The sequence below is a fragment of the Euryhalocaulis caribicus genome, assembly GCF_000412185.1.
GTDB lineage: Bacteria > Pseudomonadota > Alphaproteobacteria > Caulobacterales > Maricaulaceae > Euryhalocaulis > Euryhalocaulis caribicus.
In genome coordinates, this window is the sequence record NZ_ASJA01000001.1 from 65924 (window position 1) to 80946 (window position 15023).

At 64.4% G+C, this 15023-nt stretch carries 17 protein-coding genes and 1 tRNA gene; 6 read left to right on the forward strand and 12 right to left on the reverse strand.

Annotated elements, in window-relative coordinates:
* Positions 1-113: 113 nt before the first annotated feature.
* Positions 114-190: transfer RNA gene (locus tag L338_RS00320), tRNA-Arg, on the forward strand.
* 11 nt (positions 191-201) lie between these two features.
* Here L338_RS00320 and L338_RS00325 read toward each other — a convergent pair.
* From L338_RS00325 to L338_RS00335, 3 genes are all read right to left on the reverse strand, one after another.
* The gene (locus L338_RS00325; protein ID WP_022696360.1) at positions 202-729 is read right to left on the reverse strand and encodes a DUF421 domain-containing protein; all 528 of its coding nucleotides are present in this window, start codon (positions 727-729) and stop codon (positions 202-204) included.
* 4 nt (positions 730-733) lie between these two features.
* Entirely contained in the window at positions 734-985 is a 252-nt protein-coding gene (locus tag L338_RS00330) for a DUF7218 family protein (RefSeq protein ID WP_022696361.1), read from the reverse strand.
* A 76-nt stretch (positions 986-1061) separates the two neighbouring features.
* On the reverse strand, positions 1062-1718 hold the full coding sequence (locus tag L338_RS00335) for a 2-hydroxychromene-2-carboxylate isomerase (RefSeq protein ID WP_027068132.1): 657 nt from the start codon (positions 1716-1718) through the stop codon (positions 1062-1064).
* A 52-nt stretch (positions 1719-1770) separates the two neighbouring features.
* On the opposite strand from L338_RS00335, the gene L338_RS00340 reads away from it, so the two are divergent.
* Positions 1771-2538, forward strand: a complete 768-nt coding sequence (locus tag L338_RS00340) for a thermonuclease family protein (RefSeq protein ID WP_022696363.1) — start codon at positions 1771-1773, stop codon at positions 2536-2538.
* Here L338_RS00340 and L338_RS00345 read toward each other — a convergent pair.
* The 8 genes from L338_RS00345 to L338_RS00380 all read right to left on the reverse strand — a co-directional run bounded on the left by L338_RS00345 (position 2535) and on the right by L338_RS00380 (position 9952).
* Positions 2535-3422, reverse strand: coding sequence for an RNA polymerase factor sigma-32 (locus L338_RS00345; RefSeq protein WP_022696364.1), 888 nt, complete (start codon positions 3420-3422; stop codon positions 2535-2537). The two genes, L338_RS00340 and L338_RS00345, sit on opposite strands and share 4 nt — an antisense overlap.
* A gap of 147 nt (positions 3423-3569) precedes the next feature.
* The gene (locus L338_RS00350; RefSeq protein WP_022696365.1) at positions 3570-4103 is read right to left on the reverse strand and encodes a CarD family transcriptional regulator; all 534 of its coding nucleotides are present in this window, start codon (positions 4101-4103) and stop codon (positions 3570-3572) included.
* A 275-nt stretch (positions 4104-4378) separates the two neighbouring features.
* Entirely contained in the window at positions 4379-4720 is a 342-nt protein-coding gene (gene fdxA, locus L338_RS00355; protein WP_022696366.1) for a ferredoxin FdxA, read from the reverse strand.
* Between the two features lie 109 nt (positions 4721-4829).
* The gene (locus L338_RS00360) at positions 4830-5609 is read right to left on the reverse strand and encodes a hypothetical protein (RefSeq protein WP_033310227.1); all 780 of its coding nucleotides are present in this window, start codon (positions 5607-5609) and stop codon (positions 4830-4832) included.
* 135 nt (positions 5610-5744) lie between these two features.
* Entirely contained in the window at positions 5745-6191 is a 447-nt protein-coding gene (locus L338_RS00365) for a tellurite resistance TerB family protein (protein WP_022696368.1), read from the reverse strand.
* Complete coding sequence (locus L338_RS00370) at positions 6191-6484, reverse strand: RNA-binding S4 domain-containing protein (protein ID WP_022696369.1); 294 nt, start codon at positions 6482-6484, stop codon at positions 6191-6193. The genes L338_RS00365 and L338_RS00370 overlap by 1 nt, the downstream gene beginning before the upstream one ends.
* Complete coding sequence (locus L338_RS00375; RefSeq protein WP_022696370.1) at positions 6484-9057, reverse strand: DEAD/DEAH box helicase; 2574 nt, start codon at positions 9055-9057, stop codon at positions 6484-6486. The genes L338_RS00370 and L338_RS00375 overlap by 1 nt, the downstream gene beginning before the upstream one ends.
* A gap of 37 nt (positions 9058-9094) precedes the next feature.
* Positions 9095-9952 carry a DUF3108 domain-containing protein gene (locus tag L338_RS00380; protein ID WP_022696371.1) on the reverse strand — a complete coding sequence of 286 codons (858 nt, stop codon included), beginning with the start codon at positions 9950-9952 and terminating at the stop codon, positions 9095-9097.
* A gap of 191 nt (positions 9953-10143) precedes the next feature.
* On the opposite strand from L338_RS00380, the gene rpmB reads away from it, so the two are divergent.
* Positions 10144-10449: a 50S ribosomal protein L28 gene (rpmB, locus tag L338_RS00385; protein ID WP_022696372.1), complete on the forward strand. Its 306-nt coding sequence runs from the start codon at positions 10144-10146 to the stop codon at positions 10447-10449.
* Positions 10450-10596: 147 nt separating this feature from the next.
* On the forward strand, positions 10597-12336 hold the full coding sequence (locus tag L338_RS00390) for an amidohydrolase (protein WP_022696373.1): 1740 nt from the start codon (positions 10597-10599) through the stop codon (positions 12334-12336).
* Positions 12337-12341: 5 nt separating this feature from the next.
* Here L338_RS00390 and L338_RS00395 read toward each other — a convergent pair whose 3' ends face one another.
* On the reverse strand, positions 12342-13073 hold the full coding sequence (locus L338_RS00395; protein ID WP_022696374.1) for an SDR family oxidoreductase: 732 nt from the start codon (positions 13071-13073) through the stop codon (positions 12342-12344).
* Between the two features lie 71 nt (positions 13074-13144).
* On the opposite strand from L338_RS00395, the gene L338_RS00400 reads away from it, so the two are divergent.
* Both L338_RS00400 and L338_RS00405 read left to right on the forward strand, forming a co-directional pair.
* Complete coding sequence (locus L338_RS00400; protein ID WP_022696375.1) at positions 13145-13672, forward strand: adenine phosphoribosyltransferase; 528 nt, start codon at positions 13145-13147, stop codon at positions 13670-13672.
* Between the two features lie 72 nt (positions 13673-13744).
* Entirely contained in the window at positions 13745-15007 is a 1263-nt protein-coding gene (locus tag L338_RS00405; protein WP_022696376.1) for a TCR/Tet family MFS transporter, read from the forward strand.
* Positions 15008-15023: the final 16 nt, after the last annotated feature.

Genomic DNA, 15023 nt, shown 5'->3' on the forward strand with positions numbered 1-15023 from the left:
GGAACGGCGTTTATATTGTTACAGCCATGGTAGAGGCGCGGCGGGCGAATGCAAAAGCGGCGTTTCGCCCCTATGGCCCGTCTCGCGCGCCGCTGTTATAGGCATCGCCATGCGACCCCGTAGCTCAGGAGGATAGAGCACGGGATTCCTAATCCCGGGGCCGCTGGTTCGAATCCAGCCGGGGTCGCCACGTCTTTTTTGTCAGGACGCCAGCGATTGCACTGATGAATGGCGGGTCTCCTGCGCTTCCGCCGCATCGCGCGATATGATGCTGAACGAGGCATTCGTTTCGAGGATCACGTATTGAATTTCTTGCAGTGACAGAAGACCGTGGCTTCGGACTGCGCTGAGGATTTCATCCTCGGTCACGCGTTCGGCCTTCATAGCCTCACGCAGGAATTCCCCGTCCTTCATGAGCACCCGTGGCTCAGCCTTTACGACACGAGAGACGAGCCGCGAGCCGAAGACTGTGCGCGTGACAAAGAATTGAAGCATCAGAAGCAGGACCACAGCGAAAAGGGATTCGCTGAGGCTGACATTTTCTATAACGATGCCTGATGCCACGATGGAGCCCAAGGCAACGGTGACCAGCCAGTCGAAATTGTTCATTTGCGAGGTCGAACGTTTGCCGCTGATCCGGATGAAAATGATCAGCGAGAAATAGAGCCCGACCGATGAAACAAAGATGTTCCAGAGCGGATTTACGCCATCGATAAATACCTGAAGCATTTTTCTAGCGGCTGCGCAGCGCGCCGATCAACTGGCCTTTATTCATTTCGGAATAGTTATCTATATCCAGTTCCGATGCGCGCTCGCGAAGGTCGTCGATGGTCCAATCTTCGTATGGCGGTTGGCTACCGCCCTTTTTAGAGCCGCTTTTGCCTTCATTGGCGATGCGCGCAGCGGCTTCCTTGGAATAGCCTTCGTCGCGTAACTCCTCGTACTTCTCGTCATCTTTGATCTGGTTGCCGTGATCTTTTGCCATGACATAAGCTCCCGTGGTTCTGTTGGAGTATTCACGCACCGGGGAGCCACTTGGTTCCGGCGGAACTGAAACGGGTTTAAGCAACCCGCTCTTTCATCCCCTTCTGGCGCAGGCGCCACATCAGGACGGGGATGCGGTCTTGGCCGAAGAAGGGCTCGCCGTCATAGACCATGGTGGGTACGCCCCAGTGACCGGCGGCCTCCAGCGCCTTCTGGTTGTCGGATATCAGGATATCGAAACGGTCCGGGTGGGCGGTGACGCGCTTTTCCAGTTCTTCCAGATCCAGGCCCGCGCGGGCGGCGGCGTCGGCCAGGGCGTCATCCTGCGTCCAGGGCTGGCCCGACCAGATCAGGCTTGAGACTTCATCAATGAAGGAGAGACCGCGGCCCATCTCGGCCGCCGCCGCGCCAAGGCGGGAGAGGCGGTGGATATGGGGCTGGTCGGCCATGGGTTGGGCGGTGGCCGGGTCTATGGCGACCGGGTCGGGATCGGGCATGGCCATGGGCAGGCCCAGCATTTCCGCCAGACGCGGAACATCGGTGAGCGTATAGGTCATCCAGACCGGATTGATGTTTTTCGCGTAGAGGTCCGGGTCGCGCACGGCGATAGGCAGGACGATGCGCGGCAGGATGTCGAAATCCCAGCGCCGGCGCAGCGGGGCGAGCTGTTTCACAGCCAGATAGGAATAGGGGCTGCGGAAGGACCAGTAGAGGTCGATTGTGAATTGGCCCATTTTCGCGTTGCCCTCTTGCGCGCCTGTCGCGGTCCGGCCGATTGTGCGCCCCATGACCCGCCGACTTCAAGCCGTCCTTTTGCCGATCTGCCTGTTTGCGATTGCGGCCTGCGGCGCTGCGGACGCGGCGCGGCAGGCGGCGGAAACCGGGCGCGTGACATCGGTGGAAAGCCCGGTGACGCTGAAGCTGGAGACCGGGCTGACCGTGCGGCTGGCGGGTGTGGCCGCTCCGGAAGAGCTGGCGGAGCGCGAGACCAGCCGGGCGGCGCTGGAGGCGCTGGCGGAGGGCGAAACGGTTTTGCTGCGCGAGGGCGGGCCGGCGCGGGACCGTTACGGCCGAGCCGTGGCGCAGCTTTATATCGCGGGAGAAGAGGAACGCTGGGCGCAGGGAGAAATGGTGCGCGGGGGCTGGCTGCTGGCGGAGTCCGTGGCCGGGGATTCCGGCGATGCGCGGGCTTTGCAGGCGCTGGAAGCGGAGGCGCGGCGCGCCGGGCGCGGGCACTGGGGCAGCGGCGCATTCATGGTGCGGGCGCCGGACACGAACGGTTTGGCGCAACATCTGGATACGTTCCAGATCGTCGAGGGGATTGTGGTGGAAACCGCCGAAGTGCGCGAATGGACCTATCTGAATTTCGGACTGGATTACCGCACCGATTTTACCGTGGCGATCCATGAGGACTCGCTGGCGCGGTTCGAGGGCACGGGCATTGACCCCGCGGCGCTGTCAGGCGCGCGTCTGCGTGTGCGCGGCTGGGTGGAGCCGCGCAACGGGCCGATGATCACGGTGGACCATCCCGAACAGATCGAGATTCTGGACTAGGCGGCCGGGATCAAGCCGGATTCGCGCGGATCGGCCTCTTCGGTCAGGGCCTTCTTGAGTTTGGAGAAGGCCTGCGCCTCGATCTGACGGACCCGTTCCTTGGAAAGATTCAGGATATCGCCCAGCTTGGCCAGGGTCGCGCCGTCCTCGTTGAGGCGGCGTTTGGCGATAATGAAGCGTTCGCGCTCGTTCAGCGCACGCTCCATGGCCGAGCGCAGGCGGTCATTGCGCCAAACGGAGTCATGGACCGACATATAGGTGTCTTCGGGACTCTCATTGTCGTCGACCAGAAAATCCTGCCGCGCCGCGTCGCCGTCCTCGCCGCCCAGCGGGGCGTTCAGGGACGGATCGGCGCCGGACAGTCGGCCGGCCATCAACTCCACGTCGTCCTCGCTGACGCCCAGCTCTTTCGCAATTTTCGCGCGGGAGGCGCTGGAAAGCAGCTCGTCCGTGTCGCCGATCTGGGCGCGCAGACGGCGCAGATTGAAAAACAGCGATTTATGGGCGGAGGTCGTGCCGGTGCGGACGATGGACCAGTTGCGCAGAACATAGTCCTGAATGGAGGCCCGCACCCACCATGATGCGTAAGTGGAGAAACGCACGCCGCGGTCCGGGTCGAACCGTTCGGCCGCCTGCATAAGGCCGACCGCGCCCTCCTGGACGAGGTCGCCATAGGGCAGGCCATATTGCTTGAATTTCGCGGCGATGGCCGCGACCAGCCGCATATAGGCGCCGGTGAGCTTGTGCAGGGCTTTTTCGTCCGCACTCTCTTTCCATGATCGCGCCAGAGCCAGTTCTTCATCCGCCTCCAGCATCGGCGTGTTCATTGCCTTGCGGATCATACGGCGGTCGGGATCTGCGGTACGCGTCGCGGTGGAAGCCATGGCGCTCTCGTCGCTGCGGTCATCTGTTTCAGATGTGTTTACGCGCGGGAGGGGGCGCTGGTTCACTTTTCAGCCATAATTAAAAACGCCCGGCGCAGTGGCCGGGCGTTTTTCATGAATATGCGTAGTACCTGAAGGCGCTGTATTCTACGCGGCGGCGTTGGCTTCCGCGCGCTTGGCCAGCGTCTTGGTCAGCTTTTCCTGCGCCTTGTCGTGGTTGATTTCCTCAACCGCGGCGACTTCGCGAACCATGCGGTCCAGCGCGGATTCATAGAGCTGACGCTCGGAATAGGATTGCTCCGGCTGGTCGTCGCCGCGATGCAGGTCGCGCACGACCTCGGCAATGGAAATCAGGTCGCCGGAATTGATCTTGGCTTCATATTCCTGGGCGCGGCGGGACCACATGGTCCGCTTCACGCGCGCCTTGCCCTTGAGCGTTTTCATGGCCTCTGTGACGACCTTGGTGTTCGAAAGCGGGCGCATGCCCACCTGCGTGGCCTTGTTCGTCGGAACGCGAAGGATCAGCTTGTCCTGCTCGAACGAGATCACATAGACCTCGATATCGAAACCGGCCACGGTCTGTTTTTCCCGGCCGGTGATCACGCCCACGCCGTGCGAGGGATAGACGATGTGCTGTCCCTCATCGAACTTGTTATCGTTGTCGGCTGTTTTCTTGCTCATAAAACTCTCTTATGCACCAAGCCCCATAGCCCGTTTCCCGGGCGGCTCTGACCGAGATGGCGCGCCGAAGCGTCAAGCATTGCGGCGTAAAATGGGTCGCAATTCTGTTTCGTTCGGAAGCTGCCAAGACGAAACGCCCCGCGTTGCGAGACCAAATTGGGTCAGATGCGGGGCGAACATCCGGGGACTATATCACAAAAACGATAAAAAACAATCCGTTCCCGCAATGCGGAAAGGTTCAAGTAAAGCCGCAGGACGTGACTTGAGGGGCGAGACTAGTCGCCGGTTCCGGGCTTTTCAGAGAACAAACGCTCGTATTTTCCGGTTTCGGTATCGAACTTCTCGGCGTCTTCGGGCGGGTCTTTCCGCACGGTGATGTTCGGCCATTTATTGGCGTAGACCGTGTTGACCTCCAGCCACTTGTTGTCCGGGTCGTCCTCGGTGTCGGGCTTGATCGCCTCGACGGGGCATTCCGGCTCGCACACGCCGCAATCGATGCACTCGTCCGGATGGATGACCAGCATGTTCTCGCCCTCGTAGAAGCAGTCGACGGGGCAGACTTCGACACAGTCGGTATATTTGCAGCGAATGCAGGCGTCAGTGACGATATAGGTCATCGGAAAACTTCAGGTTTTTGGCGGTTCTCGGGCGCATATTGCACTTGTAGCGGCGCGCCGTGTTTGTCAACGGCGCGCCATGCCAAGCATCAGCAAGGGGCTTGAGCGGCTAGTTGCGCACTTTCGGCTTCATGAGGCGGGAGGGACGCTGCGCCTCGGCGCTCTTGAACAGGGAGAAGGTCTGGTTGGCGTAGTTCACCGCGCCGGAGATCAGCTCGATATAGTCCGCCAGATCGGGGGTCTTCTCCACCTCGACCATCTGGATCGGGCGCTCGGGGGCGTTCGTCTCGAACATGCAGTAGAACAGCGGTTCGCCGCGCTTGAGGATCAGGTCCTGCGTGGTGTCGTGCCATTCGAAGGCCCACATCAGCGGGCGCGGCCAGACATGGATGGGGAAGCGGCCGCCGAAAATCGTGCCCGGCAATTGCTGGCGGCGGTAATGCAGGAAGGCGGAAGTCTGGGTCATCCAGACCGGCTCGTCCGCGATGAAGACGTAAGGGAGCTTCAGCTGGATGGTCGGACGCGCCGGATAGCGCCATTCGACCTCCCGCACGAGATGGACATATTCGTTCAGCTTGGATGGACGGATGGCGGAGGCTTCCCCGTTCACGCTGGCGATCCGCGGTTTGCCGTCCTGCGAGCGGCCAAAGCGCAGATGGATGTCGTAAGGGCATTTCACCGCGAAATAGCGGCTTTCCAGATTCAGAACGGCCGGGCAGCGGGAGGCGGACTTCGCGTGCCGCTTGCTCATCTCCGGCGAGCGCACGCGTTCCGGCGGGTCATAGATCACCGCGCCCTTGCGCTCTGACAGCAACCAGCCGACCTGGACCGGCCCGCTGCGCGGCGCGTCAACGTCGCGGGGGGCGTACTGGATGGCGATATTGAGCATGTCGTCGCCGGCGATGGCGTCGGATTCGAGGATTTCCTCGCCGATTTCCTGTTCGCCCGTCTGTTCGGAAGTTTTATCCGTCATGGAATGTTCGGCCTTTGCTGTAATCTTCTCTGCGCCGCGGAGCGTCCGCCCTCAGGCGTCCGCCTCGTCCTCGGCGCGTTTGCGGGCCAGGACCCGCGCCCGGTCTTCAACCGCCAGCAGCGGCGCCACGCGGCGGATGAATGAATCTTCCTCTGCGGCGCGCTCGCCATCGGCGAAAACCACGGACCATAGATGTTCGACGAGTTTTTCGCGTTTTTCCAGCGGAAGATTTTCCTTCACGATTTTCGTGAAGCGGTAATGGTCCACGGCCTCTTCGGCCAGATCCTCGCCTTCGCTCAGAACGGCCTCGGCCTCCGCCTCTTCCAGATCGAACGCCTCTTTGAGGATCTGCTTGATCCGCTCGGCCTCCATGTGCGCGTAGATGCCGTCAGCCAGCGCCGCTTCGACCAGAAGGGCGGTTGCGGCGACGTGCGGCGACAGCTCGTCCTCATTGGCGGCTCTGGATTTGCCTCCGAACAGGGATTTGAGAACGTCCATCACGACTTATCTGCCTCCACGGTGTCATAGAGCGTTTGCGCCTCTGCCGGCGGTCCGCGGCGGTCGCCCAGACGGGCGATCCGCACGCACATGATCCCGCCATTCCGCGCGAACGTCAAAATGTCTCCGGGCCGCACTACAGCAGAAGGCCGCGCGAGTCTTCTGGCATGTTCGCCGTCGCCGCAACGCACACGTCCGTCGCGCACGAATTTCGAGGCGAGCGAACGGGATTTGAAAAAACGCGCGCGCCACAGCCAGACATCCACGCGGACGGTTTCCTCCGCCGGCTCCATCAGGATTTTTCGGCCTTTCGCTTGGGCGCGCGTGATTTCCGGCGCGGCGCGGGCCGGGCGGGCTTGAGCTGTGAAAGGGCGGCGAACGGCGAATCCGCAGGCGGCCTGGGCGCCGGTTTCGCCTTGCGCGGCTTGGCGGCGCGGCGCCGCCAGAGTTCGGGCAGGGTCTCACCCGCTTCGGTTTCGGAGGGCTTTCGCGCCACCGCGTGGCCCAGCGATTTCACCACGCCGCGCAGATCCTCGACCGAACAGCCAAGGACCGAGGTCATGGCCGGGGTCAGTTCAAAGCCGGGCTGATTTTTCGCCGCCTCGCGCGCTTTCGCCAGTTCCGCGCCCAGCGCTTCCAGACTATCCAGCCGGATGGCGCGCGGCCCGCAGCGGCGGAAGCCGGCCGCCGCCACGGTTTGGGCGGGCAGGTCGGCGCGGGCGGGAACCGAGGTGAGGCCCGGCGCGGGCAGGAAATGACGGCTTTCTGGGTCCCCCGCCTGCGTCAGCAGGGCGAGCAGGCGCGCGGGTTCGGGCTTCAGCAAGGCCGGAACGAACAAGCTGAATCGGCCGATGCGCACGCCGGCGGCGCGCAGGGCGCGGCGTTCCGATCCGGACAGTTGCGCGATTTCGGAGGCGGCGTTGCGGCGGTCCAGCGCGCCTAAATTTTCGCGCAGGCGGAATGTCAGTCCGCGCGCCAGGCCGGTGACGCGTTCCTCTTTCATCGCCGTGTCCAGCGCATGAAGCGGGGCGAGCACGCGGGCTATTTCGCCGTGCAGCCAGGTTTCCAGCCGCCGCCGGGCGCGTTCCTGCGCCGGGTTCGAGCCCAGCTCCCCGCCGGTCAGGCGCGCCGATGGCTGAAGAATATCCGAACCGGGTGCGAGCTGGCCGACGGGGGCCTCTTTCCAGAACAGACGCCCGGCCTCGTCCATCGTGATGGCGTCCGGTTTCGCGCGGGCCAGTTCGCCCAGGCGGCGGTCCATTTCCGGCCGCAGGGTTTTCACCGCGGCGTTGCGCAGGGCCTTGGCTTCCGCAGCGCTGGAATGAACGTCGAGCTCGAAGGTCAGGCCACTGAGATGGCCGACGACATGGCCCTCTACCGTCACTTCGCCTTCGGCCGAAACCCCGGCAAGAAGTTCGCCGTCTTCGCGCAGGCCGCGCAGAAGGGCGCTGGTGCGGCGGTCGACGAAGCGCAGGGTCAGCGCCTCGTGCAGGGCGTCGGAGAGGCGGTCCTCAACATCGCGGGCGACGGCGCGCCAGTGGGCGCTGTCATCCACCCAGTCGCCCTTGTTCGCCAGATAGGACCATGTGCGGACATGGGCGAGGCGGGCGGAGAGCGCGTCGACATCGCCGGACGGCTTGTCCAGCCGCGCGATCTGCGCGCCCAGCCAGTCGGCGGGCAGATGGCCGTCGCGGTCCAGATGGTTGTGAATGGTCTTCAGCAGCTTGACGTGCTGGTCGACGGTGAGCTTCCGGAAGTCCGGGATCTGGCAGATGTCCCAGAGCCGCTCGACGCTGGCGCGGGTGGTGAGCGCGCCGGCGATTTCCGGATCTTCGGAGAGCATTTGCAGGGCCTGTTCGTCCAGCGCGTGACGGACGCGGATCAGCGCCTCGTCCGGCGTCGGGCGGTTCAGCGAGGCGTTGAGGGCGTCCATCGACGAAAAATCGAGATCGAAATTGCGCCACTCCAGCCGCTCCAGCGGTTTGAACTGGTGGTTTTCCAGACGCTGGACGTCCTCGATGTCCAGCTCCGGCGCGTCGCCGGTCGTGCCGAACGTGCCGGGCTGGCGGAAGCGGCCCGCGCGGCCGGCGATCTGGCCCATCTCCGCGGGGACGAGGCGGCGCCGCTTGCGGCCGTCAAACTTGGTGAGGCGGGCGAAGGCGACATGGTCGACATTCAGGTTCAGGCCCATGCCGATGGCGTCGGTGGCGACGAGGTAATCCACCTCGCCGGACTGGAACAGCTCCACCTGCGCGTTGCGGGTGCGGGGGCTGAGCGCGCCCATCACCACGGCCGCGCCGCCGCGCTTGCGGCGGATCAGTTCGGCGATGGCGTAAACATCCTCCGCCGAGAAGGCGACGATGGCGGAGCGCCGGGGCAGGGCGGTGATGCGGCTGTGCCCGGCATAGGAGAGGGTGGAAAACCGCTCCCGCGTCTCGATCTCCGCCTCCGGGACCAGACGGCGGACCAGCGGGCGCAGGGTTTCGGCGCCCAGGATCATGGTTTCCTGTGTTCCCCGGCACTCGGTCATGCGGTGGGTGAAGATGTGGCCGCGTTCGGGGTCGGCGGCCAGCTGCGCCTCGTCGATGGCCATGAAGCTGACCGGCTGGGACAGCGGCATCGCCTCCGCCGTGCAGATCCAGTAGCGCGGATTGCCGGGGACGATCTTTTCCTCGCCGGTCATCAGGGCGGCGGCGCCCGCGCCCTTGGCGGCCACGACCCGGTCATAGATCTCCCGGGCGAGCAGGCGCAGCGGAAGGCCGATCATGCCGGTGGGGTGGCCGAGCATGCGCTCGACCGCCAGATGCGTCTTGCCGGTATTGGTCGGGCCCAGCGCGGCGCGCAGAGTCGTCTGGAGCGCGCTCATGTTTGCAGCTCTCCTCGAATCAGAAGGCGGGCGGGGGTCAGTCTAGCGCGTCGGCGCCGGCCAGCGAGTCGCCCATCGCAATGTCCAGATCGCGAATCTCGATCACCGCCTTGCCGAAATCCAGCTGCAGCTCGAACCGCACCGGCATGGACACGCCATAGGACGGGGTGTCCGCGAACCACACGCGCAGGGGCGTATTCTCCATGTCCTCGTCCGGCAGGTCTTCCGGGTCGAAGCCCGAGACGGGGATATAATAGACATTGCAGGAGGTGACGGGGCCTTTATAGCCCTTCAGCTTCGCCTCGTAATCGCCCTCATAGATCATGCGCAGATCGTAACGCTGCTTGCCGTCAAAGACGCGGGCGTCATAGCCGCACGGGCGGTCCGCGTGGCGGTTGGCGTTCAGCGCCATCTGCAGGATGGCGGACAGGGCGTCGACCGCCTCCAGCCGTTCCTCGCGGGTGGCGGGGGGCTGTCCCATGCTGCCAAAGCGCGGGTTCACGTCGGAGATCACGTCATCGCCGGTGAAGGTGATCTCGATCGTGCGGTCCTTGGACCCGGCCGCGTTCATGTGGCGGTAGTTTTTCGGCCTGGGGTAGGAGCGATCCATCTCGCCCTCCACCTCGGCCTCGATTTCCGCCTTCTTGAACCAGCGCACCAGCCCCGCCGTTTCAAACAGCGCGTCCGATTCGTATTCGCCGCCGGAAAGCCGGGCGTCCAGCGAGGCGTTCAATACCTTGATGCCCAGCAGATAGCCGGAATATTGCGCGTCGATGGCGCGCGGCAGCAGCGTTTCGCTGGAAGCCTGCGGCGCGTCATCAGCGGTTTTCGCCTGTTGCGGCGCGGCCAGCATGGCGGCCGAGGCCAGCGCAAGAAGGAATGGCTTGTGTCTCATGGGCGTGTTTTAATCCCGCAAATACGGCGTGAAAAAGTCTTTGTCGCGCGCGGGGCGCCTTTCCAGTGCCCCTGTGTCTTGACCCGCTTCGGGCATAAGGCTAAATGCCCCGCTTCCGCGACAGGCATTGGACGCTTGGCGCGAAATAAGGTTTTTTGCGCGAAACGCAAACATCGAGAGGACGTGACGCCATGGCGCGCCGCTGCGAATTGTCGGGTATTGGGCCGGTTTCCGGAAACAATGTCTCGCACTCCCACAAGAAGACCAAGCGCCGGTTCCTGCCGAACCTGTGCGATGTGACGCTGACGTCGGAAAAGCTGGGCCGCAGCTTCTCCATGCGCGTTTCGGCCGCGACCCTGCGCACCGTCGACAAGATGGGCGGGCTGGATCACTATCTGGCGAAAGCCAAGGTCGATCAGCTGTCCGATCAGGCGCAGCGCATCAAGCGCGCCCTGAAAAAGGCTGACCGCGAAACGCTGCTCGAGAAAGTCGAGTAGGCCGCAACCGGCTTCAATCCCAGGTTTTGAAACGGGCGGTCCATGGCGGGCCGCCCGTTTTCATTTGCGCCGCCTTGCGCCCGCCCGGTTCGGGCGCTTCTATGCGCGGCAATTCATTATCCCGTTCTTTTCGTATCGAGGTTCTTCATGCGCCTTCTGATCGCCGCCCTGACCCTGTTTTCCGCCTGCGCCGCGAACGCGCAGGACGCTGACGCGCCGGCCGGGGCGCCGGAGCGGATATTCCTCAACGGCGTGATCCATACCGGAAACGAAGACACGCCCCGGGCGGAGGCCGTCGCGGTGGCGGACGGCGTGGTGGCGTTCACCGGCGCTCAGGACGCGGCGCTGGAGATGGCCGGCGCGGAGACCGAGATCGTCGATCTGCGCGGCGCGGTGATGTTTCCGGGCTTCACCGACGCCCACGCGCACCTGATCGGCATTGGCCAGCGGGAGCTGACGCTGAATCTGGAAGGGTCGGAATCACTGGCCGGCATGCTGGCGCGGCTGGAACGCTGGGCGGAGGACCATCCCGAAGGCGTGATCGCCGGGCGCGGCTGGATCGAGACGCAGTGGCCGGAAGGCCGGATGCCGACGCGGGAGGACCTGGACGGCGTCGTTGACGATCGTCCGGTGCTGCTGGGCCGCGCCGACGGTCATGCGCTGGTCGCCAACAGCGCGGCGCTGGAAGCGGCGGGCATCACGGCCGATAGCGAAGACCCCGAGGGCGGGCGGATCGAGCGCGGCGAAGCCGGCGAGCCGAACGGCATCCTGATCGACGCGGCCATGGCGCCGGTTGAGGCGCTGGTGCAGGAGATGAGCGATGCGGAGCGGCGCGAGGCGCTGCGCATCGGTGCGGAGGCCATGGCCGAATATGGCTGGACGGGCATCCACAACATGTCCGTGACCGAAGCCCAGGCGCGGGATCTGGACGAGCTGGCCGCCGCCGGGGAATTGCCGATCCGCGTCTATAACGCCCTGGACTGGGGCAATGACGTGCTGCTGGAGGACGGCCCCTGGGGCAGCCCGGACCGCCGTAACGTGACACGGGCCTACAAGGTCTATGCGGACGGCGCGCTGGGCTCCCGCGGAGCGGCGTTGCTGGAGCCTTATTCGGACCGGCCCGATACGACCGGGCTGTTGTTCCTGGACGAGGAAAAGGCATTGGCCTTCTATGAGAAGGCGCTGCGCGAGGGCATCCAGATCGCCACGCATGCGATTGGCGACGCCGCAAACCGTCAGGTGCTGGACCTCTATAGCCAGGCTTTCGTCGCGGTCCCGCCGGATGAGCGGGCGGTGCGCAATCCGCGCTGGCGGATCGAGCATTCGCAGATTGTCGACCCGGCGGATATCGAACGCTTCGCCAGCCTGGGCGTCATCGCCTCCATGCAGCCCAGCCACGCCATCGGCGATCTCTATTTCGCGCCAGACCGGCTGGGCGAGGAGCGGCTGGAGGGCGCCTATGCGTGGCAGAGCCTGATTGATGCGGGCGCAATCGTCGCCGCAGGTTCCGATGCCCCGGTCGAGCGCGGCGACGCCCGGATCGAGTTCTACGCGGCGGTCGCCCGCCGGAGCGTGGACGGCTTCCAGGGTGAGGGATGGCATCCGGAAGAAGCGGTCAGCCGTGAGACGGCGCTGAAAATATTCACGGTCTGGCCGGCCTATGCCAGCTTCCGCGAGGACGAGCTGGGCGTGATCGCGCCCGGCATGCGGGCCGATTTCAGCGTCTTCCGCGACGACCTGATGTCAGAGCCGGAAGAGGACATTCTGCGCAACAAGGCGGTGATGACCGTGGTGGACGGGGAGATTGTCTACCGGGCCGATGATGAAATGTGGCCCAATAATCCCCCCGCCGACCTGCCGGACCTGCGCGGCGATACGCCGGAATAGGGCGTTCAGCCCTCCTGCACGGTGGGACGGATCAGAACCTCGTTCACCGAGACCGAATCGGGCTGGGAGATCGAGTAGGCGGCGGCCTCCGCGATATCTTCCGGCTTCAGGCCGGTGTCCTTCTGCATCGTTTTCACGCGGTCCTTGATCTGGTCGTTGGAGATGTCGTTGCCCAGCTCCGTCTCCACCGCGCCGGGGGAGATGATGGTCGAGCGGATCTTGCCCGCAGTTTCCATCCGCAAGCCCTCTGAAATGGCGCGCACGGCGTGCTTGGTGCCGCAATAGACGACGCCGGATTTGACCACGCGATGGCCGGCGGTCGAGGCGATATTGATCACCTGGCCGCTTTCCCGTTCCAGCATGTGGTCGAGCACGGCGTCGACGCCATAAAGAACGCCCTTGATGTTCACGTCGATCATCTTGTCCCACTCATCCACCTTGCCTTCTGACAGGAAGGAAAGCGGCATGACGCCGGCATTATTGATCAGCACGTCGATGTGGCCGAACCTGTCGATGGCGGCCTTGGCCAGCGCCTGAACGTCATCGCGGCGGGTGACGTCGGTGACGTGATAGGCGGCGTCCCCGCCCAACTTGTCCGCCAGCGATTTCAGGCGGTCTTCCCGCCGCGCCCCCAGCATCAGCTTGGCGCCGTCCTTGGAGAGCCGCTCCGCAATCGCCTCGCCAATGCCGCTGGAGGCGCCGGTTATGACCACGACCTTGTCCTTGATTCCACTCATAAATTGCTCCTTGAAATGTCTTTTTTCAGCTCAGGGTTCGAACTTCCTCAAGATCATAGTAGAAGCCGGGCATGAACCTGAAAGAGACGATCCGAACCATCCCGGACTACCCGAAGCCGGGAATTTTGTTCCGCGACGTAACCACCCTGTTCGCGCGCGCCGAGGCGTTCGAGGAAGCCGTGGCCGGCATGGCGGCGCCCTATGAGGGGCGGCAGATTGACCTTGTGGCTGGGATCGAGGCGCGAGGCTTCATCCTGGGCGGGGCCATCGCCACGCGCCTGAAGGCGGGCTTCATCCCGCTGCGCAAGAAGGGGAAGCTGCCGCACAGGACGCTGACCGAGTCCTACGCGCTGGAATATGGCGATGATGAGCTGGAGATGCATGAGGACGCCGCGCCGAAGGGCGCGCGGGTGCTGCTGGTCGATGACCTAATCGCGACGGGCGGCACGGCGGAGGCGGGGGTGAAGCTGCTGAAGCGGTCGGGCGCGGAGATTGCGGGCGTGGTTTTCCTGATCGAGCTGCCGGAGCTGGGCGGACGCGAACGGCTGGAAGGTCAGGGCGTCGCCATGCAGTCCCTGCTTTCGTTCGAAGGCCACTGACTGCGATTGCCGTCCCGTGCGCGGCAATTGCGCGCTAGGCAAAACGGCCCATTCGCGCGATAGAGGCCGCCCATGACGCGGACGCCCGGCAAGCACGCGCTCCTGTTCATCTTCATCACCGTGTTGATCGATGTGACGGGGCTCGGGATTATCATCCCGGTCATCCCCCAGCTCATCATGGAGCTGACGGGGGAGGGGATCGCGCGCGCGGCGGTGTTCGGCGGCGCGCTGATGTTCCTCTATTCCATCGTGCAGTTTTTCGCCGCGCCGTTTGTCGGCTCGCTATCGGACCGTTTCGGACGGCGGCCGGTGCTGCTGTTTTCCCTGCTGGGCTTTGGAATCGATTACGGGCTGATGGGACTGGCCCCCAGCCTCGCTTGGCTGTTTCTGGGCCGGTTCCTGTCGGGGATATTCGGGGCGACCTTCACCACGGCGAGCGCCTACATCGCCGATGTCAGCCCGCCCGAAAAACGCTCCGCCAATTTCGGGATTCTGGGCGCGGCGTTTGGCCTCGGCTTTATCATCGGGCCCGCAATGGGCGGTTTTCTGGGGGAAATCGGGCCGCGCATCCCGTTCTTCGCGGCGGCCGCGCTGGCTTTCCTGAACCTGATCTATGGCTTCTTCGTTCTGCCGGAAACGCTGTCGAAAGTCCAGCGCCGGCCGTTTGACATCAGGCGCGCCAACCCGCTGGGCAGTCTTCTGACCCTGCGCGCCTATCCGGTGGTGATCGGGGTGGCCGCGGCGCTGTTCCTGTTCCAGCTGGGCCATTACGCCCTTCCGGCCACCTGGGCCTATTACGCTGAGGCGAAATTCGCCTGGTCGCCGGCGGAGATCGGCCTGTCGCTGATGTTTGTCGGGCTGACCGGCGCGGCGGTGCAGGGCGGTCTGACGCGGGTGGCGATACCGGCGCTGGGCGAGACGCGGGCCGTGACGCTGGCCTTTCTTATCAGCATCGTCTTCTACGCCGGGCTGGCCTGGGCGACGTCAGGCTGGATGGTCTATGTGCTGATCGCCGTGGGCGCGGTTGGAGGCATTGGCGGACCGGCGATGCAGGGCATCCTGTCCAATCAGGTCTCCAACAGCCAGCAGGGCGAATTGCAGGGCGCCATCGCCAGCCTGCGCAGTCTGGCGGCCATCGCCGGACCGTTGCTGATGTCCACCTTCCTGTTCGGCGTGTTCGCGGGGGATGACGCGCCGGTCTATTTCCCGGGCGCGCCCTTCCTGGCCGCGGCGCTGCTGACGCTGGCCGCGCTCTATCCTTTCCTGCGCACGATGCGGCGGGCGGAGAGCGCGGAACCCGGGCCTGCGCCGGGCGAAGCACGGGCGGCTGAATAGCGGCTGGATCAGGCGC